The 25,400-nt window shown below is 72.0% G+C and carries 19 protein-coding genes; 11 read left to right on the plus strand and 8 right to left on the minus strand.

Annotated features, from left to right (window positions below):
- Positions 1–4 precede the first annotated feature (4 nt).
- From AB0M08_RS03355 to AB0M08_RS03370, 4 genes are all read right to left on the minus strand, one after another.
- Positions 5–877, minus strand: coding sequence for a hypothetical protein (locus AB0M08_RS03355; protein WP_364487616.1), 873 nt, complete (start codon positions 875–877; stop codon positions 5–7).
- A complete protein-coding gene (locus AB0M08_RS03360) occupies positions 874–1,380 on the minus strand; it encodes a SigE family RNA polymerase sigma factor (RefSeq protein WP_364487619.1) in 507 nt (168 codons plus the stop codon). Before AB0M08_RS03360 ends, AB0M08_RS03355 begins: the two co-directional genes overlap by 4 nt.
- A gap of 175 nt (positions 1,381–1,555) precedes the next feature.
- The gene (locus AB0M08_RS03365; RefSeq protein ID WP_364487622.1) at positions 1,556–3,994 is read right to left on the minus strand and encodes a glycogen/starch/alpha-glucan phosphorylase; all 2,439 of its coding nucleotides are present in this window, start codon (positions 3,992–3,994) and stop codon (positions 1,556–1,558) included.
- A gap of 73 nt (positions 3,995–4,067) precedes the next feature.
- Positions 4,068–5,126, minus strand: a complete 1,059-nt coding sequence (locus tag AB0M08_RS03370) for a LacI family DNA-binding transcriptional regulator (RefSeq protein ID WP_364488025.1) — start codon at positions 5,124–5,126, stop codon at positions 4,068–4,070.
- Positions 5,127–5,213: 87 nt separating this feature from the next.
- Here AB0M08_RS03370 and AB0M08_RS03375 point away from each other — a divergent pair, with 87 nt between their 5' ends.
- The 7 genes from AB0M08_RS03375 to AB0M08_RS03405 all read left to right on the plus strand — a co-directional run bounded on the left by AB0M08_RS03375 (position 5,214) and on the right by AB0M08_RS03405 (position 13,674).
- On the plus strand, positions 5,214–6,458 hold the full coding sequence (locus AB0M08_RS03375; protein ID WP_364487625.1) for an extracellular solute-binding protein: 1,245 nt from the start codon (positions 5,214–5,216) through the stop codon (positions 6,456–6,458).
- The gene (locus AB0M08_RS03380; RefSeq protein ID WP_364487628.1) at positions 6,455–7,384 is read left to right on the plus strand and encodes a sugar ABC transporter permease; all 930 of its coding nucleotides are present in this window, start codon (positions 6,455–6,457) and stop codon (positions 7,382–7,384) included. The genes AB0M08_RS03375 and AB0M08_RS03380 overlap by 4 nt, the downstream gene beginning before the upstream one ends.
- Positions 7,377–8,186: a carbohydrate ABC transporter permease gene (locus tag AB0M08_RS03385; protein WP_364488028.1), complete on the plus strand. Its 810-nt coding sequence runs from the start codon at positions 7,377–7,379 to the stop codon at positions 8,184–8,186. Before AB0M08_RS03380 ends, AB0M08_RS03385 begins: the two co-directional genes overlap by 8 nt.
- Positions 8,187–8,198: 12 nt before the next feature.
- Positions 8,199–10,064, plus strand: coding sequence for a beta-L-arabinofuranosidase domain-containing protein (locus AB0M08_RS03390; protein ID WP_364487631.1), 1,866 nt, complete (start codon positions 8,199–8,201; stop codon positions 10,062–10,064).
- A 4-nt stretch (positions 10,065–10,068) separates the two neighbouring features.
- A complete protein-coding gene (locus tag AB0M08_RS03395) occupies positions 10,069–11,736 on the plus strand; it encodes a hypothetical protein (protein WP_364487634.1) in 1,668 nt (555 codons plus the stop codon).
- Positions 11,737–11,916: 180 nt separating this feature from the next.
- Positions 11,917–12,969 (plus strand): YncE family protein, encoded by a 1,053-nt coding sequence (locus AB0M08_RS03400; protein ID WP_364487637.1) that lies wholly within the window; start codon positions 11,917–11,919, stop codon positions 12,967–12,969.
- A gap of 63 nt (positions 12,970–13,032) precedes the next feature.
- Positions 13,033–13,674: a 4'-phosphopantetheinyl transferase superfamily protein gene (locus AB0M08_RS03405; RefSeq protein ID WP_364487640.1), complete on the plus strand. Its 642-nt coding sequence runs from the start codon at positions 13,033–13,035 to the stop codon at positions 13,672–13,674.
- 19 nt (positions 13,675–13,693) lie between these two features.
- Here the strand turns inward: AB0M08_RS03405 and AB0M08_RS03410 are convergent, their stop codons facing one another.
- The 3 genes from AB0M08_RS03410 to AB0M08_RS03420 are packed head-to-tail and all read right to left on the minus strand — an operon-like array spanning position 13,694 to position 16,817.
- Positions 13,694–15,217, minus strand: coding sequence for a class E sortase (locus tag AB0M08_RS03410; protein WP_364487643.1), 1,524 nt, complete (start codon positions 15,215–15,217; stop codon positions 13,694–13,696).
- Positions 15,214–15,807 (minus strand): hypothetical protein, encoded by a 594-nt coding sequence (locus AB0M08_RS03415; RefSeq protein WP_364487646.1) that lies wholly within the window; start codon positions 15,805–15,807, stop codon positions 15,214–15,216. The genes AB0M08_RS03410 and AB0M08_RS03415 overlap by 4 nt, the downstream gene beginning before the upstream one ends.
- Before the next feature lie 11 nt (positions 15,808–15,818).
- Positions 15,819–16,817: an iron-siderophore ABC transporter substrate-binding protein gene (locus tag AB0M08_RS03420; protein WP_364487649.1), complete on the minus strand. Its 999-nt coding sequence runs from the start codon at positions 16,815–16,817 to the stop codon at positions 15,819–15,821.
- A 146-nt stretch (positions 16,818–16,963) separates the two neighbouring features.
- On the opposite strand from AB0M08_RS03420, the gene AB0M08_RS03425 reads away from it, so the two are divergent.
- The 4 genes from AB0M08_RS03425 to AB0M08_RS03440 all read left to right on the plus strand — a co-directional run bounded on the left by AB0M08_RS03425 (position 16,964) and on the right by AB0M08_RS03440 (position 21,259).
- Positions 16,964–18,175 carry a hypothetical protein gene (locus AB0M08_RS03425; protein WP_364487652.1) on the plus strand — a complete coding sequence of 404 codons (1,212 nt, stop codon included), beginning with the start codon at positions 16,964–16,966 and terminating at the stop codon, positions 18,173–18,175.
- Positions 18,176–18,237: 62 nt separating this feature from the next.
- Complete coding sequence (locus AB0M08_RS03430) at positions 18,238–19,218, plus strand: DUF916 domain-containing protein (protein WP_364487655.1); 981 nt, start codon at positions 18,238–18,240, stop codon at positions 19,216–19,218.
- The gene (locus AB0M08_RS03435) at positions 19,215–20,228 is read left to right on the plus strand and encodes an iron chelate uptake ABC transporter family permease subunit (RefSeq protein ID WP_364487658.1); all 1,014 of its coding nucleotides are present in this window, start codon (positions 19,215–19,217) and stop codon (positions 20,226–20,228) included. The genes AB0M08_RS03430 and AB0M08_RS03435 overlap by 4 nt, the downstream gene beginning before the upstream one ends.
- Positions 20,225–21,259 (plus strand): iron chelate uptake ABC transporter family permease subunit, encoded by a 1,035-nt coding sequence (locus AB0M08_RS03440; RefSeq protein WP_364487661.1) that lies wholly within the window; start codon positions 20,225–20,227, stop codon positions 21,257–21,259. The genes AB0M08_RS03435 and AB0M08_RS03440 overlap by 4 nt, the downstream gene beginning before the upstream one ends.
- A 176-nt stretch (positions 21,260–21,435) precedes the next feature.
- Here AB0M08_RS03440 and AB0M08_RS03445 read toward each other — a convergent pair whose 3' ends face one another.
- Positions 21,436–25,371, minus strand: coding sequence for an amino acid adenylation domain-containing protein (locus AB0M08_RS03445; RefSeq protein WP_364487664.1), 3,936 nt, complete (start codon positions 25,369–25,371; stop codon positions 21,436–21,438).
- Positions 25,372–25,400 lie beyond the last annotated feature (29 nt).

Here is a 25,400-nt window from a genome sequence, read left to right on the forward strand (position 1 = left end):
GGCGTTACGAGGCGTAGAAGTTGCCGTAGACGTCGAGGTCCGTGCCGCTCGCGCTCGTCGCCACCGCCTCGTACGTGTCCCCGCCCGCGTTCCGGCCGCCCGACGGGTACGAGTATTTCGCGGTGAACGTGTACGTCCCCGGCGCGACCGTGTCGGCGGAGGAGAGGGTGAACGTGTACAGGACGGCGTCCGATCCACTGGTCACCGAGGTGGAGACGCTCGCGCCGGGCACCGACTTGGTGGCGCCCCGGGAGGCCAGCCCGTCCGTCGCCGCCACCCGGACGGTCACCGTGAGCCGGGTCAGCTCCTCGGTCGTCGTCAGCGTGATGATCGAGGCGCCCTGGGTGTCCCCGCTGTCCGGGTCGACCGAGCCGTCCGACCAGAGCGGCCCCTGCGACACCCGGGTGAACCCCGGCTGCCCCTTGGTCAGGGTGGCGGCCGGGGTGGCCGTCGCCGTGGGGGAGGTGGTCCGGGTCTTCGCCGGCGTCGTCGGGGTGACGGCGGGTGCCGAGGACGTGGCGGCCGTGGGGGAGGAAGCGGCCGAGGCGGTGTCCGTCGGCGACGGTGCGGTCGATGGCGTGGCGCTGGTCGTCGCCGTGGGCGGCGGGGCGGGCGTGACGTCGTCCTGCTCGGCGCCGCCGGCGAGCGCCCACTGCGCGAACCCGCCCCCGCCGAAGATCGCCACGACGGTCGCCGTCACCACGGCGAGCCGCACGCGTGGTCCGCGACTCGGCGCGCGCCGCCGGCCCAGCCGGGACGCGGCCGGATCCTGGATCGCCGCCGACGTGATCCGCGCCAGCATCGCCTCCCGGTCCGGCTGGTGCGCGGATGCCTCGGCCCGCAGCGCTGCCCGCAACTGGTCCTCGGACAGGGTCACCGCGCAGCCTCCCAACCGTCGATCCGGCTCACCGAACCGCCCAGCAGCTCGGCCAGCTGCTTGGCGCCGCGTGAGGTGGAGCTCTTCACCGCGCCCACCGAGATGCCAAGGGTAGCGGCGACTTCACGTTCCGACAGGTCGAAGGCGTATCGAAGGACGACGCAGGCACGCCGCCGGTGCGGGAGTTTACGGAGGGCGCCGCGGACGTCCAGCACCGCGGGCACGTCGCTGCCCTCGTGACCCCGCCCGGCCAGCCCGAACGTGAAGATCCGCTCGCGGCTCCGGCGGCGGATCCAGTTGCGGGCCAGGTTCATCACGATGCCGTGGCCGTACGCGACCGGGTCCGCGGCGGCCTGGACCCGGTCCCAGTGCCGCCACACCTCGGTCAGCGCGTCGGCGGCGAGGTCGTCGGCGGCCGAGGGCTCCCCGGTCATCAGGTAGGCCAGCCGCGACAGCGACGCATGATGCCGCTCGAAGTACGCGCGGAACGCGTCGTCGCGCATCTGCTCCCCTCCTGAAGGCTTCCCTGGCGGGACGGCAAGCCTTCCCGGACTGGACGACGTTAGAGATCCCGCGTCCACCTGGGCAAGCCCCTACCGGACGGTGAGACGTGGGTATCACCCCGACCTGTGAAAGCGCTTTCCTGAAAAGGGAAATTCTCAGAACCCGCGAAGTCGCCTACTCGCCGGGCTCGACCGGCACCGGTGTCACCCGCCAGATCCGGGCGGCGTAGTCGGCCACCGTGCGGTCCGCGGAGAAGAACCCGTTGTGTGCCGTGTTCAGCACCGACATCCGGGTCCACGCCGCCGCATCGCGCCACGTGCGCTCGACCGTGTCCTGGCAGTCGACGTAGGCCCGGTAGTCGGCCAGCGTCAGGTACTCGTCGCGGTGCAGCAGTGAGTTCGCCACCTCGTGACCCACGCCGCCGAACGCCCCCGACCGGATCGCGTCCAGCGCCGACCGCAGCTCCTCGTCCCGCTCGTAGAACCCGCCCGGGTGGTACCCGGCGTGCTGCGCCTCGGCGGCCTCGAACGCGTCCAGCCCGAAGAGGAAGAAGTTCTTCTCGCCGACCCGGGCCCGGATCTCGATGTTCGCGCCGTCCAGCGTGCCGATGGTGAGCGCGCCGTTCAGGGCGAGCTTCATGTTGCCGGTGCCGGAGGCCTCCTTGCCGGCCAGCGAGATCTGCTCGCTCAGGTCGGCCGCCGGGATGATGCGCTCGGCGAGCGTGACGTTGTAGTTCTCCGCGAAGACCACCCTGAGGTACGGCGACGCCACCGGATCCGCCGCGATGGTGGCGCCGACCGCGTTGATCAGCCGGATGATGTCCTTCGCGGCGTGGTAGGCCGGCGCGGCCTTGCCGGCGAAGAGCACGGTCCGCGGCACCCACGCGGCGCCCGGGTCGTTCCGGATCCGGTGGTACTGGGTGATCACGTGCAGGAGCTTGAGCTGCTGGCGCTTGTACTCGTGGAACCGCTTGATCATCACGTCGTGCAGCGAGTCCGGGTCCCCGGCGGCCAGGTCCACCTTGTTCGCCCGCTTGATCGCGCGCCAGCGCTCCAGGAACGCCGGGTCCCCGGCGAGCGACTCCAGCCCGGCGAGGCGCTCCAGGTCGTTGAGCCAGCCGTCGCCGCCGAGCCCCTCGGTGATCAGGTCGGAGAGGCGCGGGTTGGCCAGCTTCACGAAGCGGCGGGGCGAGACCCCGTTCGTCACGTTCTGGAACTTGGCCGGCCAGAGCTCGGCGAAGTCGTTCAGCACGGTCTCACGCAGCAGTTTGGAGTGCAGCTCGGCGACCCCGTTGACCGCCTCGGTGCCGACCACGGCGAGGTGTGCCATCCGGACCCGGCGATCCGGCTCCTCCTGGATGATCGACATCCGGCGTACCCGGTCGGCGTCGCCGGGGAAACGGCCCTCGACCTCGCGCAGGAACAGCATGTTGATCAGGTAGATGATCTCCAGGTGCCGGGGTAGGAGCCGCTCGAAGAGGCGGACCGGCCAGGTCTCGAGGGCCTCCGGCAGCAGCGTGTGGCAGGTGTACGCGAACGTCCTCCGGGTGATCGACCAGGCCCGGTCCCACTCCAGCGCGTACTCGTCGACGAGCAGTCGCATCATCTCGGCGATGGCGACCGTCGGATGGGTGTCGTTGAGCTGGACGACCGTCTTGGCGGCGAACGCGTCCCAGTCCTCGTTGCGCAGCCGGAACCGGCGGATGATGTCCCGCAGCGAGCAGGAGACCAGGAAGTACTGCTGCTTGAGCCGCAGTTCCCGGCCGAGCTCGGTGCTGTCGTCCGGGTAGAGCACCTTGCTGATGTTCTCGGCCCGGACCGCCTCCTGGACGGCCTCCGCGTACTGCCCGGCGGAGAAGCGGGACAGGTCGAACGACGCCTCGCTGCCCCGGGCGCGCCAGAGCCGGACGATGTTGACCGTGTCGGTGCCGTACCCGGGAACCAGCATGTGGCTCGGTTCGCCCAGCACGATCTCGCCGGGCACCCAGCGCTTGCGGGTCTGCGAGCCGGGGATCGGCTCGGTGTGGCCGTAGAAGCCGACCGTCTGCCGGTCGTCGGGGGCCGGGAACTCCCACGGGTTGCCCTGGAAGGCCCAGTCGTCCGGGCGCTCCGCCTGGGCGCCGCCCTCCAGGGACTGCTTGAAGATGCCGAAGTCGTAGCGGATGCCGTAGCCGACCGCGGGGATGTCCCGGGTGGCCATCGCGTCGACCAGGCAGGCGGCGAGCCGCCCGAGGCCGCCGTTGCCGAGGCCCGGCTCGACGTCGATCGCCTCCATCTCGTCGAGCGTGTAGCCGAGCGCCTTGATCGCCTCGGCCGCCACCTCGCCGGTGCCGGAGTACAGCAGGTTCTGCTCCAGTTGCGCGCCGAGCAGGTATTCCGCGGAGAGGTAGTAGACCCAGCGCGGGTTGCTCGCGTAGTGCGCGGCCGCGGTGCGTGCGCGGCGTTCGGCGAGCCGGTCGCGCACGGTGAGGGCGAGTGCCTCGTACGCGTCCCGTGCGCTCGCCGACTCGACCGTGGTGCCCCGCCGGTAATAGAGGTTGCTGAGCAGATCCTGCTGGAACTCGTCCGTGGTGTTGCCCAGCTTGCGCAGGCCGATGCCCTGGCGAAGATCCATGCGCCCCATTCTGCCGCGCGGGCGTTTCCGGCGGCTGTCGTTCCCGGGACCGGGCGGTCAACGGCGGACCGGATCAGAAGGCGGCGGTGGAGGCGCGCGGGACCAGGCGGCAGGGCCGTGCCACCGGGCCGTGCGCCGGGGTGCCGTTGATCGCCGTGAGCAGCAGTTCCGCCGCCGTCCGGCCGATCCCCTCCAGATCCATGTCGATGGAGGTCAGGGCCGGGCGGCAGGCGTCCACCATGACGTCCCAGTTGTCGAAGCCGACCAGCGCCACGTCGCCGGGGACCGCGCGGCCGGACTCCTGCAGGCCCTCGGCGACGCCGCGGGCGATCTGGTCGCTGCCGCAGAAGACCGCGTCGACGTCCGCCCCGCAGGAGAGCAGGATTCCGGCGGCTTGGCGGCCCCACGCCTCGGTCCACTCGCCGTAGAGGACCGGCGCGGCGAGCGCGAGTCCCGCGCCGCCGAGCGAGTCGCCGGCCGCGGTGGCGCGGACCGTGGCCGAGTGGTGATGCTCCGGGCCGGTGACGTGGGCGATCCGGGTACGCCCGGTGTCCAGCAGATGCCGGATCGCGCGCCGGGCCCCGTCCGCCTCGTCGGGCACCACCGAGCAGTCCCGCGGGTCGGTCGAGCTGATGAACGCGTACACCACCGGCACCGGCAGGTCCGCGCCGATCGGGGCCCGTGCCTGGGTGCGCCGCCCGGTCACGATGATCCCGTCGACCTTGCGGCCGAGCAGCGTACGCAGGTAGTACTGCTCGCGGATCGGGTCGTCCCGGGCGTCGCAGAGGAAGACCGACATCTGCCCGGCGCCGAGCGCGTCCTCCGCGCCGATGAGCAGCGGGATGCTGAACCGCCCGATGGTGTCCGTGGTGATCATGCCGACCGTGTAGGTGCGGCCGGTCTGCAGGCTGCGCGCCGCCGCGTTGACGACGAATCCGAGCTGGTCGGCGGCCTGCCGGACGCGCTGCCGGGTCTCCGGGCGCATGGTGCCGCGACCGTTCAGCGCCTTCGAGGCCGTACCGGTGGAGACCCCCGCGAGGGCGGCGACCTCGGAGATCGTGGCGCCGCGTCGATCGATGCTCAGCGTTTTCCTCCGAGTTTCCGAGAGGGTGGCAATCGGGCGAGTAATCAGACCGTAACTTGCTATTGACAGGCGTGCAAGCTGCTCCCTAGCGTCAAGGCAATCGTTTTCCTCAGTTTTCCTCCTGGGGGTTCAATCATGACGCTTCCTCTCGCGATCCGCCGCGGCCTCACCGTGGCGGCCGCGCTCACCCTGACCACCGGCCTGATCACCGCCTGCTCCTCCGGCGGCGACTCCGGCAGCGACGCGACCAGTTCCGAGTACGCGGTCTGGGACCCGTACCCGCAGTTCGACGACTCCTCGGACTGGGTGAAGCTGCTGACCACCTGCGGCACCACCGCCGGGGTCACCGTCAAGCGGACCGGATACGACACCACCGACCTGACCAACAAGGCCCTGCTCGCCGCCCAGCAGGGCAACTCGCCCGACGTGCTGATCGTCGACAACCCGGTGGTCTCCACGCTCGCCGAGGGCGGCGTGCTCACCACCACCGAGGAGATGAAGGTCGACACCTCGGCCGTCTCGCCGAACCTGCTCGCCGCCGGCCAGCTGGACGGCAAGACGTACGGCATCCCGATCGGCGCCAACACCCTCGCGCTCTACTACAACAAGAAGGTCCTGGACGCGGCGAAGGTCGACCCCGCGACCGTCAAGGACTGGGCCTCGCTGACCGCGGCGCTGGCGAAGGTGAAGGCCGCGGGGAAGAAGGGCATCACCTTCTCGGCGATCGGCACCGAGGAGGGCTCGTTCCAGTTCCTGCCCTGGTACTGGGGCTCCGGGGCGAACCTGACCCAGCTCGACTCGGCGCAGGGCGTCGCCGCGCTGACCCTCTGGACCGACTGGCTGAAGAAGGGCTACGCGCCGAACTCGGTGCTCAACAACACCCAGACCACCAGCTGGCAGGAGTTCGCCGCCGGTGACTTCGCGTTCAGCGAGAACGGCACGTGGCAGCTGGCGAACGCGAAGAAGACCGGTTTCGAGTACGGCATCATCCCGATCCCGTCCCAGGCCGGCGGCACCGCACCGGCACCCACCGGCGGCGAGTTCGTCACCGCGCCGGTCCAGTCGGACACCGCCCGGTACGCCGTCACCCAGAAGCTGATCGCGTGCCTGAGCAGCGCGGAGAACGCGTACACCACGGACACCACGCTCTCCTACATCGCGGCGACCGATGCCGTACAGCAGAAGCAGGTGGCGGAGAACAAGGACCTGACCGTCTGGGTCGAGGCGGTCAAGGCGGCCAAGGGCCGGACCAGCGACGATCTGGGCACCAAGTACCCGAAGATCTCCGAGCCGCTGTGGGGCGCCTTCCAGGCCGCACTCTCCGGGTCGAAGACGCCGCAGCAGGCGCTCACCGACGCCCAGAGCGCCGCGGCCAAGTGACCACGCACGCCGAGACGCTCGTCCGGACCCGGGATGACACCCGGGTCCGGCGGGGCCGCGGACAGTGGACCGCCTGGGCGTTCCTCGCCCCGCTGATCGTCTACCTGGTCGCCTTCTACGCCTACCCGCTCTACCGGAACCTGGACCTGAGCCTGCGGCACTACACGGTCCGGAGCTTCGTGCAGGGCGACGCCCCGTTCAGCGGCGTGGACAACTACCGGACGGTCTTCGACGACGCGACCTTCGTCCCGGCGCTGCTGCACACCCTGGCCTTCACGTTCGTCAGCATCGCGGTCCAGTTCGCCCTCGGCCTCGCGCTGGCGGTCTTCTTCACCCAGCACTTCCGGCTCTCCGCGACGCTGCGGGCGCTCTTCCTGGTCCCGTGGCTGCTGCCGCTGATCGTGAGCGCGTCGACCTGGTCGTGGATGCTCAACAGCGATTCCGGAATTGTCAACTATGCACTTCAGATATTCGGTATCGCCCCGATTAATTGGCTGACCTCACCGCAATGGGCGCTGCCCAGCGTGATCATCGCCAACATCTGGATCGGCATCCCGTTCAACCTGGTCATCCTCTACAGCGGGCTGCAGGCGATCCCGGCGGACATCTACGAGGCGGCCGCGCTGGACGGTGCGAGCGGCCGGCAGCGGTTCTGGCGGATCACGTTCCCGCTGCTCCGCCCGGTCTCGGCGATCACCCTGCTGCTCGGGCTGGTCTACACGCTCAAGGTCTTCGACCTGATCTGGATCATGACGAAGGGCGGCCCGACGGACGCGTCGACCACGCTCGCCACCTGGTCCTACCGGCTCAGCTTCGGCAACCTGCTGCCCGAGTTCGGCCCGGGGGCGGCGGTCGGCAACCTGCTGATCCTGATCGCGCTCTTCTTCGGGCTGCTCTATATCCGGAGGCAACGCCGTGATCAGTAGGAGCCTCAAGACCGGCATCGGCCTGATCCTCACCGCGATCATGCTCTTCCCGGTCTACTGGATGATCAACGTGTCCTTCACCCGGGACACCGAGATGCGGGCCGACCCGCCGCACCTGCTCCCCCTCGGGGGCACCCTGGAGGGCTACCGGCTGGTCCTCGCGCAGCAGATGCCGTACCTGGGAACGAGTCTGATCATCGGACTCGGCACCGTCGCACTCACCCTGATCCTCGCGGCGCCCGCGGGCTTCGCCTTGGCGAAGCTCCGCCCCCGGGGCGGCAACGCCCTCAACTTCGTGCTGCTCATCGCGCAGATGATCCCCGGCATCATCATGGCGATGGGGTTCTACGCCATCTACCTGCGGGCCGGCGTGCTCAACACGGTGCCCGGCCTGATCCTGGCGGACTCGACGATCGCGGTGCCGTTCGGCGTGCTGATCTTCACGGCGTTCATGTCCGGCATCCCCGGCGAGCTGATGCAGGCCGCGCAGATCGACGGCGCCTCTTTGCCGAGAGTGTTCGTCTCGGTGATCCTGCCGGTGTCACGGAACGCGATCGTCACGGTCAGCCTCTTCGCGTTCCTCTGGGCCTGGTCCGACTTCGTCTTCGCCACCACGCTCGACGGCGGCGGCGAGTACCAGCCCATCACGCTCGGCATCTACCACTACATCGGCAACAACAACCAGCAGTGGAACGCCATCATGGCCACCGCCGTGATCGCGTCCATCCCGGCGACGGTGCTACTCATCGTCGCTCAGCGTTACGTCGCCGCCGGAGTGACCGCCGGCGCGGTCAAGGATTGAGGAAACATCGCCATGGACACCTCGTACGGCCCCGTCGTGCCCACCCCCGAGGCCGTCTCCGCGCTGCGGCCGCTGCCCCGTGACGCGGTGGCTCTGTCGCCCGCGAGCCTGCTCGGCGGCTGGCAGGAGCGCAACACCGCCGCCACCCTGCCGCACTGCACCGGACAGCTCGCCGAGCAGGGCAACCTGGCCAACGTCCGCCGGGTGACCGGTGCCGACGGTGAGTTCCGCGGCTTCTGGTTCGCCGACTCGGACATCTACAAGACGCTCGAGGCGGCGTTCTGGGCCGATCAGGAGGTCGGCGAGATTCCCGCGCTGCTGGAGAAGGCGCAGGACCCGGACGGTTACCTCAACTCCTACTACCAGGTCGACCACCGCGACAAGCAGTGGGCGGAGCTGGACTTCAGCCACGAGATGTACTGCGCCGGCCATCTGATCCAGGCGGCCGTCGCGGCGGCGCGGAGCGCCTCCGGCGATGCCGCGGTGCAGGTCCTCTCGGTCGCGCGCCGTTTCGCCGATCTCCTGGTGCGGCGGTACGCCGCCTCGAACGAGGTCGACGGCCACCCGGAGATCGAGACGGCGCTCGCCGAGCTGTACCGGGTCACCGGGCACCGCCCCTACCTCGACCTGGCCGCCCGCTTCGTCGAGAACCGGGGCCACGGTGTGCTCGGCGAGGGCCGCTTCGGTCCCCGCTACTTCCAGGACCACGAGCCGGTCCGCACCGCCGCGGAGGTCACCGGTCACGTGGTACGGCAGGTGTACCTGCTGGCCGGCGCGGTGGACGTGGCCGTGGAGACCGGCGACACCGCGTTGCTGGACGCGGTCGAGCGGCTCTGGGACTCCGCGCTGGACAGCCGGACCTACCTCACCGGCGGGCAGGGGTCGCGGCACCGGGACGAGGCGTACGGGGACCCGTACGAGCTCCCGCCGGACCGGGCGTACGCCGAGTCCTGCGCCGCGATCGGCAGCTTCCAGTGGGCCTGGCGCCTGCTGCTCGCCACCGGGAACGCGAAGTACGCCGACGAGATGGAGCGGCTCCTGCACAACGGCATCGCCGGCAGCACGGGGATCGACGGCGCCACCTTCTTCTACTCCAATCCGCTGCAGCTGCGGACCGGGCACGACGGGTCGCACGAGGACGCGCCGTCCCAGCGGCTGCCGTGGTACTCGTGCGCGTGCTGCCCGCCGAACCTGGCCCGCCTGATGGCCTCGCTGGACAACTACACGGCCACCGGCTCCGAGCGCGGGCTGCAGTTGCACCTCTACACCGCCGGGACGTTCCGCGCCGGTGGTCACGCGGTCGAGGTCGAGACGACCTACCCCTGGGACGAGACCATCGCGGTGACGATCACCGAGGTGGGCCCGGGCCCGTGGACGCTCTCACTCCGGATCCCCGCGTGGTGTACCGACGCGAGGCTGACGGTCAACGGGGACCCGGTCCCGGCCGGTGGCGGACATGTCGCTCTGAACCGGACGTGGCTCGTGGGTGACCGCGTCGAGCTGACCTTGGTCATGCTGCCCCGCCTGGTCGCCGCCCACCCTCGTGTCGACGCCGTCCGCGGTACGGCCGCCGTCGTCCGGGGGCCGATCGTCTACTGCGTCGAGCACGCCGACGTGCCGTTCGACGCCGAGTTCGAGGACCTGGAACTGGACCCGTCCGCTCCGCTGCACGTCAGCCGGGACGGGAACGGCCTCGCCCCGGTCCTGCTGCGGATCCCGCTGCGGGTCCGCCCCACCGACACCCCGCATCTGTACCGGACCCTGCCGGCTCCGGCGAGGGCCACGTCACCGGTGGCCGTCACCGCCATCCCCTATTTCCTCTGGGCCAACCGGGAGCCGGGCCCGATGCGGGTGTTCATCCCCCTATCCGAGAGGTGACACCATGCGATTCTTCATCGCATCGCTCCTGGTCATCGCCGGGCTGGCCGTCCCCAGCCCGGCGCTGGCCGCCGGAAACACCCTCACCGTCAACGTGGGCACCGCCGTCCGCCCGGTCACCCACGTCGCGTCCGGCGGGCTCTACGCCGTCGACACCGGCACCACCGTCCCCGCCGAGCTGCACCTCAACCACCTCACCCAGCCGCCGCCCGGCACCCAGCAGCTCGGCAACGGCGCGACCACCCCGTGCTGCGACGGCCTCCAGGTCGCGGCCAAGGTGACGAGTGCCGGAGCGCAGCAGTTCTGGCGCCTTCCGGACATCTACCCCGGTTTCCCGTACGGCTGGGTCAGCTGGTCCGACTGGGAGTCCAAGGTGACCACGATGGTGAACGCGCGGGTCGCCGCGACCGGCACCACCAACGTCGACGGCTACGAGCTCTGGAACGAGCCCGACTGGACGTGGAACACCAGCGCGGCCGGCACCTTCAACGCCGGCTGGACCCGGACGTACCAGAAGATCCGCACGCTCGACGCCACCACGCCCATCGCCGGCCCGAGCATCTCCTACTACAACCACGACTACCTGGTCAGCTTCCTCACCAACGCCCGGGACACCGGCACGCTGCCCGACGTGATCGTCTGGCACGAGCTCGACCTGCACGACTACCTCAACGTGGGCGCGGACGTCGCCGACTACCGGGCGATCGAGGCGTCGCTGGGCATCTCCGCCCGGCCCATCTCGATCAACGAGTACGCCTCCCCGGACCAGGTCGACATCCCCAGCGTCGCGGCGCACTACATGGCGGTCTTCGAGCGGTACGGCGTCCGGGACGCGGAGCGCGCCTACTGGTACGAGGCCGGCACCCTGAACGGCCTGCTCTACAACAACTCCCCGACCGCGTCGTACTGGCCCTACAAGTGGTACGGCGACATGTCCGGGAACATCGTGCAGACCGTCCCGTCCTCGTGGCTCGACGGCGTCGCCGCGTACGACGGCACCCGGAAGATCGTGAATGTGGTCTTCGGCGGTGACAGCGGTGCCAATACCGTGCAGGTCAACGGCTTGAGCGCGCTGGGCTCGCAGGTCAGCGTCACCCTCAACAAGACCGGCGTGACCGGCCGGACCACCAACTCCTCGGCGACCACGGTCTCCACCAGCACGTACACCGTCTCGAACGGCGGTATCACGGTCCCGGTGTCCGGGATGCTCGCCGAGGCCGCGTACCAGTTGGTGATCACCCCGGCCAGCGGCGTCACCACCTGGCAGCAGCGCTACGAGGCGGAGAACGCCACCGTGGTCAACGCCGCCCGTCTCGGGGCGAGCTCGGCCTCGAACGGCGGTTACGTCGGCCGGATCGACGGCTCGTCCACCAGCCGTGACCAGTCCTTCGTCGACTTCACGGTCAACGTGCCGACCGCGCGGAGCTACACGATGACGGTCGGGTACGCGAACGCCACCGGCGCGACGGCCACCCAGGGCCTGGCGTACAACGGCGGTGCCTGGTCGACGATCAGCTACCCGGCCACCGCCGCGTGGGGCGTCTTCGGCTCCACGGTCAGCACCACGGTCACGCTCAAGGCCGGATACAACGTGATCCGCCTGGCCAAGGGCTCGCCCAACTTCGCGGGCGGCACCGGTTACGCCGAGCTGGACTACCTCAACCTCGCCTGACCGGCTCGCTGCCGGGCCGTCCCCGGCCCGGCAGCCTGACCGGTGTCGATCCGCGGCGATGTTGTCAACAATCTGTGTGTCCCCTCACTCGGGACCCCGAAACCCGTGCGAAGTTAGGTGAGGCTAACCTAAGTTACGGAGTGACAGTCCTCCACCGAGGACTCATCCGTAAGGAGTGTCATGCCCGTAATCTCCCGCCGGGTCAGCCGCACCGTCGCGGTCGTCGCGGCCGCCGCAGCGAGCAGCGCCTTCGCCCTTCCCGGTGTCGCGCTCGCACACAGCGCCGCCGTCAAGACCGCGAGCGTCCAGTCCGCCGCCGTCCTCAAGGGGCAGTACCAGTCCGCGTACTCGCAGCGGAACAAGGCGCTCTGGGTCACCACCGCGGTCGGCCGTACGGCCACCCCGTCCGCGATCTACAAGCTCGACCCGAAGACCCTCGCGGTCGAGGGCGTCATCAACCCGCCGGTGCTGGACGCGACCACCGGCGCCGTCGAGGGTGTCTACGGCATCGCGGTCGACGACGAGTACAACCGTCTCTGGGTGACCAACACCCGGAACAACACGGTCGCCGTCTACAGCCAGAAGACCGGTGAGCACCTGGCGACCCTGCCGGACGTGGCGCACGCCCGCGAGATCGTCGTGGACGAGAAGCACAACACCGTCTGGGCCAGCGCGTTCGGCGCCGCCACGCTGGTGGCGTACGACAGCAGGACGCTGACCGAGAAGAAGCGGATAACGGTCACCGGAAGCAGCCCGACCGGGCTCGCGGTCGACGAGAAGTCCGGCACGCTGTACGCCACCGACCTGGCCGGTGACCAGATCATCGAGGTCACCCGGAAGTCCGACACCCCGGCGCTGATCCCGGTCGGCGACGGCCCGATCTCGGTCGCGCTCTCCAGCGACGGCCGGTTCGCGTACACCGCGAACCAGACCGCGGGCACCGTGTCGGTCGTGGACACGAAGAAGGACGCCGTGGTGGCGACCTACACGGCCGGGGCGGGTGCGCTCTCGGTCGCGTACGAGGAGCGCTCGAAGACCGTCCTGGTCGCGAACCGCACCGCGGCCAGCGTCTCGGTGATCGACGCCAGGACCGGCACGGTCGAGGAGACCATCGCGACCACCGCCAACCCGAACCACATCGAGGCCGCCAACGGGTACGCGTACCTGGTGGACAAGTCCGGTGCGGGCGCGGCCGGCGAGGACTACCTCTACAAGATCAAGCCCGCCAACTGAGCTGGGCCGATGACTGGTGTCCCACCTCCTCCGCTGCCCGGAGGAGGTGGGACACTCTTCCGTGTGCTGGAGGAGTTGCTGCCGTCGGCGGTCCGTTCGGCCGAGGCCTTCACCGACGACGCCGACGAGGCCTGTCACCCGGGCGAGGAACACCTGATCGCCTCCGCGGTGCCGGGCCGCCGCCGTGAGGTGATCACCGCCCGCCGCTGCGCCCGTGAGGCGCTGGCCGCTCTCGGTCACGCGCCGGTCGCCATCCCGCGGGGCCCGCGCCGGGAGCCGGTCTGGCCGTCCGGCGTCGCCGGGAGCATCACCCACTGCGCGGGGTTTCGTGCCGCCGCCGTCGTCCCTGTCGAGCGGGTGGCGAGCGTGGGCATCGACGCCGAGCCGCACGCCCCGCTGCCGCCCCGGGTGCTCGGCTCGGTGACCGGTCCCGGCGACGCGGACCTGCTGGCCCGGCTGGCCGTCGAGGCGCCGGAGACGTGCTGGGACCGGGTGCTGTTCAGCGCCAAGGAGTCGGTCTACAAGGCGTGGTATCCGTTGACCGGCCGCTGGCTCGGCTTCGAGGACGCCAGCCTCACCTTCGACCCGCCGCGGACCGCCTTCACGGCCCGGATCCACCTCGAGGCCGAGCCCCGCCTGCGCGAGATGCGCGGTCGCTACCTGGTCCGGGACGGCTTGATCGTCACCGCGGTCTGGGTGGACTGACGCCCCCGCCATCGGGGAGTCAGTCCAGCACCGACGGGCGCTGACCGGTCGCCTTCGAGAGCACCTGGTCCAGCGCGGAGAAGAGCACGTAGCGCTGCTTCGACGAGTAGCGCGGATGGCAGGCCGTCATGGTCAGCGTCGCCGTCGTCGGCTCCACCCCGGGTTTCTCCGGCGTCGGCGCGATCACGTCGACCCGGGTGGGCGCGACGATCACGTGGCGCTGGACCCTGTAGACGTACCAGGCGGTCTGCGTCTCGATCACGATCGGGTCGCCGGCCCGCAGGTCGTCGATGTCGTTGAAGGGCAGCCCGGCCGGTCCGCGGTGCCCGGCGATCGCCAGGTTCCCGACCTGTCCGGGCAGCGCGCTCCCCGGGTAGTGCCCGGGCCCCTTGCGCAGGTCGGCGGTGGTGACGCCCTCGACCACGGTGTACTTCGTGTCCCAGCGCGGCACCCAGATCACCGCGAACGGTTCCCCTTCTGCGGGCACGCTCGCGAGGGCGTCCAGGCTGGTCACGGCGGCGCCCGAGGCACCGGAGGCGGCCGTGGAGGGCACCGCGGCGGCCGCCCACTCGGCGGAGAGCTGGTCGTCGAGCGCACGCTGCGCGTCCGCGGTCTCCGGGCCGGGCAGCAGCGTCTGCACGGCGAGCACCGCGGCGCAGACCGCGCCCGCGCCGATCAGCCCGGCCGCGCCGGCGGTCAGCGGGGTCGGGCGCCAGGAGCGGCGTACCCGCCGTACCACGATCACCAGCAGGACCAGCGCGAACGGCAGCAGTGGCAGCAGCAGCGGCCACGACGAGGTGGTGGCGGTGAAGGTGGTGCCCGCTCCGGCGCCCGCGTCGATCCGCCCGGCGATCGGGTAGCGCCCGATCGCCGGGGCGGCCACCGTGAACGTGGTCTCCACCCGCCGTTCGCCGCCGGCCGCGATCGCGCCGATGGTCAGCGCCTCCGGCGCGCTCGATCCCGCCGCGCGCCCCAGGTCCAGGCTGAGCTCCGCGCCGGTCACCGCGGTGGTGCCGGCGTTGTGCACGGTCAGCCGCAGCGTCCGGACGGCCGGGCCGCCGACCAGCGCGGCCAGGCTCCAGCGGTCCACCACGTCGACGTCGGAGACGGTGAGCCGGGCGTCCGCGCCGGTCCCGCCGGCCGCGGCCGTGCTGACCACCGAGTTGTCCGGCACGTCCGGTACGTCGATGGTCACCGACGCGATCCGGTCCCCGGTCACCGTGGCGGCCCGCACCACGCACGGGCAGCCCACCGGGGGCGCCACCAGCGTCAGCGTGAGCCGGGCGCTCCCGGTCGCGGGCACCGAGACCGACGAGGCCGAGGCCACCGCGCAGTCCGCCGAGCCCTGCCGCCCCTCGTTCCCGCAGAGCGCCGCGGTCACCACGCCGCCCGGCCACCCGGTGAGCGTGACGCCGACCGTGTCGCCGAGCTTCGCGCTCGCCCGGTCCACGGTGACCGAGGGGCCGGCCGCCGCGGCGGGGGAGGGGAGCAGGAGGACCGTCGCCAGCACGCCGAGGACAGCGGCGACCCGGCCGGTGGTCACGCCCCGGCGCGCCGGCGGCGCCGCTCGACGAGCAGCAGGGCGATCCCGGCGACCGGCAGCAGGATCGCGCCGCCCAGCCACGGCCCGGCGTCGATCCCGGTCTTCGCCAGCGTCCCGGAGCCGGTCGAGGTGCTCGTCGCGGTGGCGGTGGCCGTCGCGGTCGACGTGGACGTCGTGCCGGAGCCGGACGAGGTGGTCACCGCGAAGTACGAGCTGGCCAGACTCCGCGCCGGGGTGTCGTTCTCCTGTCCCGACCCGGCCAGCAGGCGCAGCCAGTGCTCCGAGCCGGCCTCGGTGGCGGCCGGGATGGTGACGCTGCCGGAGAGCGCCCCGCTGTCGCTGGCGGTGAACTCGCCGAGGATGTCGTTGTCGTCCAGCTTGACGGTGACCACCTGGCCCCGGTCGCTGTCGTTGACCCAGCCCGTACCGGTGAGGCGGATCTTCGACCCGGCGGCGACGGTCGCCGAGGCGAGAGTGACGGTCGCACCCTGCGCGTTGGACGGCCGGGGCGTGCTCGCCGCGACCGCCGGGGTGGCGGTCAGGGCGACGAGGGCGGCCGCGGTGAGAGCGGCGGCTGCGGCGATCTTCATGAACGGGCCTTTCAGGCGGAGGGAGCGGTCATCGCCGCGCCGAGCTGGTCGAGGATGACGACGGCGGCGAGGGGTCCCCCGGCGCTGGCCCAGGCCGAGCCGTCCACCGGGATGACGTGGTCGTTCCGGTACGCGGTGAGCGCGGTGAACCCGGGCGTCTTCAGCGCGTCGTCCTGCAGCATCTTCCTGCTGGCGGCCACGCCGACCTCGGTGCCGGTGCTGCCGCCGGTCGGGTTGGTGGCCCCGCCGAGGGTGCCGAAGAACATCCAGTCGGCGTCGAGCTGGTCCAGGTTCTCCCGGCTGACCGGCTGGGAGTGCCCGGGGCCGTCCTTGTCCTGCGCGGGTGGCCGGGCGAGGCCCAGCTCGGTCAGGATCTTGCCGGGCGGCAGCTCCTTGAGCAGCAGGGACGGCTGGCCGGTGCCCCAGCGGACGATGCTGACCGTGTCGTCGGCGTTCTCGCCCAGCTTGCCCTTGATCTCGGTGACCCGGCTGTCGTACCCGGCGAGCACCTTCTCGCCGTCGGCGGCCTTGTTGAGCACCTCGGCGAGCACGGTGAAGTTCGCCTTCCAGTCCGCCGAGTTCTTGCTGACGTAGACGGTCGGCGCGATCGCGGTGAGCTTGGCGGTGACCGCGTCGTCCTGGGTGACCGTACTGTCGGTGACGATCAGGTCCGGTTTCAGCGCGAGGATCTGCTCGATGTTCGGGCCCGAGACGGAGGCGACGATCGGGATGCCGTCGGCCTTGTCGGCCAGGTAACCCGAGGCGGTGGCCTGTCCGCGGCCGCTGGTGGTGCCGACCACGTTGACGCCGAGCGCGAGGGCGCCGTCCAGGGTCGGTTCGCTCAGCGTGACCACCCGGGACGGGTTCTCCGGCACCGCGACGCTGGTCCCGTCGGCGCCGGTGACCGTACGGCCACCGGAGCTCTCCGAGCTGGACGCGCCCGAGGTGCAGGCGCCGAGCGTCAGGCCGAGGAGTCCCGCGAACGCGAGGGCCCGGAGGCGCGAGGACATACGGCTTCCTCCCAGTTTCTCTTCAGGTGACGGGCTGCACTCACCCTGTCCAGCGGACGTTAGGTTAGCCTAACCTCGCTTCGGAGGGGCTACCCCTCCCGAGTAGCAATGGCCACACCGGAGCGTGTGGCCCGAAAGGAACCTCTGTGGACTCCTCACGCATCGCGCGGATGCCTCCCCGGGCCACCCGGTGGGGCGCGGCGCTGCTGGGCGTGGCCGCGGCGCTCGCCGCGACCTCCCCGGCGCTCGCCGCCGATCCGAAGGCGGACAACGCGAGCGGCGCGACCGTCGCCCTGGTCTCCACCACGGTGGCGCCGGGCGGGAAGCTGTCGTTCACCGGCACCGGTTTCGTCAACGCCGACGGCACCGGGTCGATCGTCTCCGTGAAGATCGACGACGGATCGGTCCTGGACACCACCAACGGCAACTCGTCGGTCTTCGCCGACGTGACCGCCGAGGCCACCACCGGGAACATCAGCGGCTCGGTCACGATCCCGACCACCCTGACCGGTGCCAATCACTGGCTCCGCTTCCTCTCCGGCAGCGGCCAGGCCGGTGACACGGTGCGCAGCGTGCACACCGAGTACTTCACCGTCCAGGAGGCGACCGCCGGCCCGGCGGTCACGCTGGCCGCCGACACGGTCACCGCCGGCGGCAGCCTGACCGCCTCCGGCACGGCGTTCCCGGCCTCGGCCACGGTCACCGTGAAACTGGACAAGACCACCATCCTGACCACCTTCACCAGCACCGCGAGCGGGAGCTTCGCCGGTACGGTCCCGATCGCGGACACCGTGACCGAGGGCTCGCACACGCTCTACTTCCTCGCCACCGGCACCAGCGTGAACGTCGCGTTCACCGTGGTGGCGCCGGAGGAGCCGGCCGAGGGCTCGGTCTCCGCGACGGTGACCATCACGACGAGCGTGCCGGACACCGGCGCCCTCGCCATCAAGGTCGGCGCGAGCAGCGTGGCGCTGGGCACCCCGCAGCTCACCACCGGCCTGGACGCCCTGGTCGCCACCGGGGCACTGCCCACGGTGACGGTCAGCGACCTGCGGGCCGCGAACCCCGGCTGGAGCGTCTCGGGGCAGATCGGCGACTTCACCGGCACCGCCGGCACGGTCGACGGTAAGTACCTGGGCTGGACCCCGAAGGTCGTCTCGGCGTCCTCGGGTCAGACGGTCACGGCGGGCTCCGCCGTCGCCGCGGGCACCGGCTTGAAGTCCTCCGCCGGCCTGGCCACCGCCGCATCGGGCGCGGGCCGGGGCACCGCGGAGCTCGGTGCCGACCTCGAACTGCGACTGCCCACCACCACGGCGCCGGGCGACTACTCGGCGACGCTCACCCTCACCGCCATCTGATCCGGTGACGCCGGGGGTGGGCATACCGTCCCCGGCACGCCGATCCCCTCCGTGGAGAAGCCATGCCCCGATTGCTCGCCGGTGCCGCCGTCCTGGTGGCCGCGGTGATCGCCGTTCCCGTCCCGGCGGCCGCCGAGCCCACCGCCGCGGAGGCTGCCGCCTGGTCGGTCCAGCCGTCGAGTCGCAGCGGCCCGGGCAACCGTCCCTTCTTCACGTACGACCTCTCCCCGGGCGGCACGGTCGCCGACTACGTCGCGGTCACCAACCTGGGCACCACGCCGCTCACCTTCCACGTCTACGGCGCCGACGCGTTCACCACCGCGGCCGGCGGCTACGACCTGCTCCCCGCCACGACGACCTCCACCGACGCGGGTTCCTGGATCGCGCTCGGGCAGACCACGGTGACCGTTCCGGCCCGCTCCCGCGCCGACATCCCGTTCACCCTGAAGGTCCCCGCGAACGCCACGCCCGGTGACCACGCCGCGGGCATCGTCGCCGCGATCACCACCGCCGCCGCGGACGCCGCCGGCAACACCACCCGCCTGGAGCAGCGCGTCGGCACCCGGCTCTACCTGCGCGTCGCCGGCGATCTCCGGCCCGGCCTGCGGGTGGACGGCCTGACCGCCGCGTACTCGCCGGGCTGGACCCCGTTCGGCGGCACCCTCGACCTGAGCTACACGGTCCGTAACACCGGTAACACCCGGACCGCCGCCGGTCAGTCGATCGACGTCGAGGCCCTCTTCGGCCTGACGGCCGCCACCCCGGCGGTGGATCCGCTTCCCGAGATGCTTCCGGGCGCCTCCCTGGATTTCCGGGTACGCGTGGACGCCCCGGCCCTTCTCCGGCTCTCGGCCGCCGTCGCGCTCGACTCGCCGGACGGCGCGACGGCGCGCTCCTCGGTCGGCGTGTGGGCGTGGTCCTGGTACTACGTCGTACTCCTGGTGCTTCTCACGCTCCTGATCGGGCTCCTCCGCCGGTGGTGGCGCACGCGTTCCACCGCCTCCCCCGAGGTGGGCGAACCGGCGACGGCGGACGCGCGGTGACCGTGCTGCAGGAGCGCCGGACCCCGGTGCGGGTGACCGCGGTCGTCCTCGTCGTGATCGCGCTGGTGGTGGCGGTCGTGGCGAGCGTGGCCCTCGGCGCCCGGCCGGTGCCGCTGAACCACGTCTGGTCCGCGCTGACCGATTTCGACGGTAGCCCGGACGCCATCGCGGTGCGCCGCCTGCGCCTGCCCCGCACCCTGCTCGGCCTCGTCGTCGGCGCCGCCCTCGGTATCGCCGGCTGCCTGATGCAGGCGCTGACCCGCAACCCGCTCGCCGAGCCCGGCGTCCTCGGCGTCAACGCGGGCGCCGCCGCCGCGATCGTGACCGCGATGAGCCTCTTCGGCGTGACCACCCCGGCCGGGTACGTCTGGTTCGCGCTGTTCGGTGCCGGTGGGGCGTTCGCGCTGGTCTACCTGCTCGGCGGCGGCGGCCGGATCCGCGAGTCGCCGGCCCGTCTCGCCGTCGCCGGCACCGCCGTGGCCGCCGCGCTGACCGGTTTCACCTCGGCCGTGGTGCTCTTCGACTCGAGCGCGTTCGACCAGTTCCGGTTCTGGGCGGTGGGCGCCCTCGCGGACCGCGGCATGACCGTGTTCTGGCAGGTGGCGCCCTTCCTCGCGGCGGGTCTCCTGCTCGCCGCCGTGATCGGCCCCGGCCTCAACGCGGTGGCCCTCGGCGACGACCAGAGCCGGGCGCTGGGCGCGAATCCGGTCCTGGTCCGCGGTGCCGCCGCCCTCGCCGCCGTCGCGCTGAGCGCCGGTGCGACCGCCGCCGCCGGCCCGATCGGCTTCGTCGGCCTGGCCGTCCCGCACGTGGCCCGGGCCGTGGTCGGTGCCGACGAACGCTGGGTGATGGGCTACTCCGCCCTGCTCGCCCCGGCCCTGCTGCTCCTCGCCGACGTGGCCGGCCGCCTGCTCGGCCGCCCCGGCGAGTTGGAGACCGGTGTGGTCACCGCCGCGATCGGCGCGCCGCTCTTCATCTACATCGTCCGTCGCCTGCGGGTGGGCCGATGAGGCTCACCGTGCTGCGCGCCGGCCCCGTGTCGGCCCGCTACTCCCCGCGTACGGTCGCCATCGGACTGATTCTGATCACGGTGGCCGCGGCCACCGCGGTGGCCGGCCTGACCATCGGCGACTACCCGCTCAGCGTCCCCGACGTCCTGCGTACGCTCGGCGGCCACGGCGACCGCGCCGCCGAGTTCGCCGTCTACGACCTCCGCCTGCCCCGGGTGCTGACCGCGCTCTTCGTCGGCATGGCGTTCGGCATGTCCGGCGCGATCTTCCAGAGCCTCTCCCGCAACCCGCTCGGCAGCCCCGACATCATCGGCTTCACCACGGGCTCCGCCACCGGCGCCCTGATCGGCATCCTGATCTTCGGCGGGGGCGGTGCGGTGATCGCGGGCAGTGCCGTCCTCGGCGGCCTGATCGTGGCGATCCTGGTCTACCTGCTCTCCTCCCAGGACGGCACGGTCCGCCCCAGCCAGCTCATCCTGGTCGGCATCGGCGCCAGTGCGGTCCTCTCCTCGGTCAACGGCTACCTGCTCACCCGCGCCGACCTGGGCGACGCCATGCAGGCCGCCGTCTGGCTGACCGGGAGCCTCAACGGCCGCGGCTGGGAACACGCCGTCCCGGTCGGCGCCGCGGTCCTGCTCTGCTGCGCCGCGATCCTGCTCGCGGCCCGCCCCCTGGGCGTACTCTCGCTGGGCGACGACACCGCCGGCGGTCTGGGCGTACCCACCGAGCGGATCCGCCGTTCCCTGCTGATCGGCGCGGTCGCCCTCACCGCGGTCGCCACCGCCTCCGCCGGCCCGATCCCGTTCGTGGCCCTGGCCGCCCCGCAGATCGCCCGCCGTCTGACGGGCGCCCCGGACGCCACCCCGCTGATCGCCGGCCTGACCGGAGCCACCCTGCTGGCCCTCGCCGACGTGGCGGCCCAGCGCCTCTTCGCCCCGGCCACCCTCCCGGTGGGCGTGCTGACGGCAGCCTTGGGCGGCCTCTACCTGGTCTGGCTGCTGGCCGCCCGCCGCCGCTCCGGCCGCTGGTAACCTCCCCGCCGCCCGCCGCCCGCCGCCCGCCGCCCGCCGCCCGCCGCCCGCCGCCCGCCGCTGGCGCACGTAAACCCGTGCCCACTTTCGCGTCTCAACACCGGCTGCGGCTCTGTGGCTGGTGCTCAAGGGTCTCTCGCGAGCGCCGAGACACCCCGGAGCACCAGCCGTGGAGATCAGGTGAGGCGAGGGCCGAGGGCTTTGCCGACCGCCGCGAGCGACGTCGGGGAGACCAGGCCCGGGTGGGTGCAGTCCAGGTGGTGGATCTCGAGGTCACCCTTCACATAGGGGCGCCACGCCTCCGCCGTCAACCACGACTCGGCCCGGGGCGCCGCCGCCACGAACATCAGGGTGTCGCCGTCGAAGAGGCGGTGCTCGTGTTCGCGCATCATCTGGGCGTTCTCGGTCACCACCCGTGGAATCGTCGCCAGCACCTCCTCGCTGAGCTCCGCCATCGGACTCGCCGCCCCCCGCAACGCTGCCACCACCGCGCCGGTGGTCAGCAGCTCGCCCCCTGCCGCCACGACGTCCGCGGCCGGGCCGGATGAGGACGGGAGAGCGGTGGCGTCCGGGCTAGGGCTGGGCGGCGCGGAGGAAGGGGCCGGGCTGGACGATGCGGGGGAAGGGGCCGGGCCGGGTGGTGTCGGGGAAGGGAGGGCGTCGAGGCCGGCCATGTAGAGGAGGGCGCGCAGCGCGTCCTGGCCGGTCGGGGCGGGCAGGTCGCGCCACTGGTCGCTGGGGTAGGCGTCGAGCAGGGCGAGGACCCGGACCTCCGCACCCTCCGCGGCCAGGGCGGCCGCGATCTCCTGGGCCAGTACGCCGCCGACCGACCACCCGGCCAGCGCGTAGGGGCCCTGTGGCCGTACCGCCCGGATCTCCCGCAGGTAGTCGGCGGCCGTCTCGACCAGCGACGAGCCGGAGGAGCCGCCGGTGAAGGCACGGGACTGGACCCCGTACACCGCGACCGATCTGTCCAGGTGGGGGAGCAGGCCCGCGTAGCACCAGGAGAGCCCGCCGGCCGGATGGATCAGGAACAGCGCCGTCCCCGGAGCCTCCCGCAACGGCAGCACCACATCGAGCCCTTCGGAGGCGGCCGAGGCCGTGGAAGCGGAGGACGAGGAGGAGGTGGAGGGGACGCGGGCGGCCAGGCCCGCCACCGTCGGCGTCGCGAAGACCGCGGCCAGCGGGACGGCCACCCCGAGCGACGAGCGGATCCGCTGCACCAGGGTCGCGGCGTGCAGGGAGTGGCCGCCCAGGTCGAAGAAGTTGTCGTCCGGGCCGGGGCGCGGGACGCCGAGCACCGCGGCCACCAGGTCGGCGATCGCCTCCTCGGCGGGAGTGCGCGGTTCGCCGCCGCTGCCCACGGTGGACGGTGCGGGTAGCGCGCGCCGGTCGAGTTTGCCGCTCGGGGTCAGCGGCAGGTCCGGCATCGGTACCACGGCCGCCGGGATCATGTGCTCGGGGACCAGGGGCGCCAGATGCGCACGGCAGGACGGCAGGTCCAGGTCGCCGACGACGTACGCGATCAACCGGGCGTCGATCAGCGCCACCGCGGACCGGGTGACCGCGGGGTGCTCGTTGAGCAGGGCCTCGATCTCGCCGAGCTCGACCCGGAAGCCCCGGATCTTGACCTGGCCGTCGGCGCGGCCGAGGAATTCGATCGCACCGTCGGGGCGCCATCGGGCCAGGTCACCGGCGCGGTACATGCGCTCGCCGGGGACGAACGGGTCCGGCAGGAAGCGTTCCTCGGTCAGCTCGGGGCGGTTGAGGTAGCCGATCGCGACCTGGACGCCGGCGATGTACAGCTCGCCCGGCACACCCGGCGGCACCGGGCGCAGTCCGGCGTCGAGCAGGTAGATCCGGGTGTTCCAGACCGGGCGCCCGATCGGAATCGGTCCCGGCGGGTCGGTGGGGCGCACCGGCCAGTACGTCACGTCGACCGAGGCCTCGGTCGGGCCGTACAGGTTGTGCAGCTCGCAGCCGATCACCTCGTGGAACCGGGTGGCCAGGTCGGCGGGGAGTTCCTCGCCGCTGCAGATCACCCGGCGCAGCACCGTGCCGGTGGCCGCCGCGCTCTCCTCGGCGAGGAAGACCCGGAGCATCGAGGGCACGAAGTGGACGGTCGTCACCCGTTCGGCGACGATCAGCGAGGCGAGGTACGCCGGGTCCTTGTGGCCCTCGGGCTTCGCCATCACCAGCGTCGCCCCGGTGATCAGCGGCCAGAACAGCTCCCAGACGCTCACGTCGAAACCGGTCGGCGTCTTCTGCAGCACCCGCTCACCCGGCGTCAGGCCGTACTCGTGCTGCATCCAGAGCAGGCGGTTCACGATGCCGCGATGTGGAACCAGCACGCCCTTCGGGCGTCCGGTCGAGCCCGAGGTGTAGATCGCATAGGCGGCATCTCCCGCTTGTGGCCTCCTCCGCGACGTCTCCGGTACGGCCGAGAGCCCGGCGGGCACCTCCGGAAGCTCATGGAGCACCACGACGGGTTGCGCGTCCTCGACCATGAAGGCGAGCCGGTCCGCGGGGTAGGAGAGGTCGAGCGGGAGGTATCCGGCGCCCGACTTGAGCACGGCGAGCAGCGCGACCATCAGGTCCAGCCCGCGCGGGAGCGAGACCGCGACCAGGGTGCCCGGGCCCGCCCCGCGCTCGATCAGCCAGGACGCGAGGCGGTCGGCGTTCGCGTGCCATTGCGCGTACGTCAGGAACCCGCTCTCGAAGACGACCGCCGGAGAGTGCGGCGACCGCTCGGCCTGCGCCTCCAGAAGGTCCGTGAGGGTGGCCGCCGGGACCTCGTGCGCGGTGCTGTTCCAGGTCCGCAGCACCTGGACGCGCTCCGCGGCGGTGAGCACGTCCACCTCGGCGGCGGGCGTGTCCGGATCGAGCTCGCCGACCCGGGTGAAGAGCGCGGCCAGCCGGTGGAAGTGCCCGTCGAGGTCGTCCTCGGAGTACGCGTCCGGGTTGGCGTCGACGGTCAGGTCGAGTCGTCCGGTGTCGGTGTCCAGGCCGACCGTGACCTCGAGATCCTCGGTCGGCCCGGTGGCCAGGTAGTGCACCCGGGCGGTGACGCCGTCGCCCAGGTCGAGCGTACGGCGGAAGGGTTTGACGTTGACCTGCGGACCGAAGAGGCGCCGTCCGGTGCCGACGATGCCCAGGTCACGCTGGAGCCACTCGTACCGGTAGCGCTGGTGACGTGCCCCGGCTCGCAGTTCGTCGCGGACCGCGGTGACCAGGTCGCGCAGGCTCGACCCGGCCGGCACCGGCAGGCGCAGCGGCAACACGTTGACCACGCTGGCCGGCACCTTCGCGGCGGCGCTGCCGAGGCGGCCGGAGACCGGCATGCCGAGCACCAGGTCCGGTTCGCCGGTGATCCGGTGCAGGTAGAGGGCGGTGACGGCGTACGCGATCTCGGCCCAGGTGACCCCGAACCGCTCGGCGGCGGCCCGGATCCCGTCGGCGGCCCGTCCGGGCAGCTCGACGTGCCGGTGCGCGTACCGGTGCGCGGCCGGCGCGGGCCGCTGGGTGAGCGTGACCGGCTCGCGGGTGCCGTCCAGCCGGTCCCGCCAGTAGTCCCGGTCCCGGGCGAACTTCGCCGAGTCCAGGTACGCCCGCTCCTCCTCGACCAGGGCGTCGATGCTCCGGAACGCCGGGAGTTCCCGACCCCGGTACGCCGCCACGATCCGCTCGGTGACCATCGCGAACGCGTAGCCGTCGAAGAGCAGGTGGTGGGCGCGGAGATACCAGACGGTCTTCGCCGGGGTGACCAGGAGCGCCTGCCGGGTCAGGGGAGCGCCGGACGGCGGCAGCGCGACCGCGAGGTCGGCGTTGATCCAGTGGAAGACGGCGGCCTCGTCGGGCAGCGGGACGATCTCCGGGCCGGTGACCGGTTCGTCGACCCGCCAGACCCGGTCGCCCTCGGCCGCGAAGCCGGTGTGCAGCGCGTCCGTCGCGGCGCTGACCCGGGCGATCGCCGTGGCCAGCCGGTCGACGTCGACGGGGCCGTCGATGTCGATCCGGTGGGCGCAGAGGTAGGTGGGGTTGCCGGGGTCGAGGACCTGGGCGAACCAGAGCGCCTGCTGGGGCGCGGTGAGGGGACGGCGAGCGGTCGTCATAGTTAGGGTAGCCTAACCAAAGTTACTGA

This window comes from Actinoplanes sp. NPDC051851, from assembly GCF_040681165.1.
Lineage (GTDB): Bacteria > Actinomycetota > Actinomycetes > Mycobacteriales > Micromonosporaceae > Actinoplanes.

Coding starts and splice junctions, on each gene's coding strand:
- AB0M08_RS03360 (WP_364487619.1), bottom strand. CDS start 1,380: ATGCGCGACGACGCGTTCCGCGCGTACTTCGAGCGGCATCATGCGTCG.
- AB0M08_RS03365 (WP_364487622.1), bottom strand. CDS start 3,994: ATGGATCTTCGCCAGGGCATCGGCCTGCGCAAGCTGGGCAACACCACG.
- AB0M08_RS03375 (WP_364487625.1), top strand. CDS start 5,214: ATGACGCTTCCTCTCGCGATCCGCCGCGGCCTCACCGTGGCGGCCGCG.
- AB0M08_RS03390 (WP_364487631.1), top strand. CDS start 8,199: ATGGACACCTCGTACGGCCCCGTCGTGCCCACCCCCGAGGCCGTCTCC.
- AB0M08_RS03395 (WP_364487634.1), top strand. CDS start 10,069: ATGCGATTCTTCATCGCATCGCTCCTGGTCATCGCCGGGCTGGCCGTC.
- AB0M08_RS03400 (WP_364487637.1), top strand. CDS start 11,917: ATGCCCGTAATCTCCCGCCGGGTCAGCCGCACCGTCGCGGTCGTCGCG.
- AB0M08_RS03415 (WP_364487646.1), bottom strand. CDS start 15,807: ATGAAGATCGCCGCAGCCGCCGCTCTCACCGCGGCCGCCCTCGTCGCC.
- AB0M08_RS03420 (WP_364487649.1), bottom strand. CDS start 16,817: ATGTCCTCGCGCCTCCGGGCCCTCGCGTTCGCGGGACTCCTCGGCCTG.
- AB0M08_RS03430 (WP_364487655.1), top strand. CDS start 18,238: ATGCCCCGATTGCTCGCCGGTGCCGCCGTCCTGGTGGCCGCGGTGATC.
- AB0M08_RS03440 (WP_364487661.1), top strand. CDS start 20,225: ATGAGGCTCACCGTGCTGCGCGCCGGCCCCGTGTCGGCCCGCTACTCC.
- AB0M08_RS03445 (WP_364487664.1), bottom strand. CDS start 25,371: ATGACGACCGCTCGCCGTCCCCTCACCGCGCCCCAGCAGGCGCTCTGG.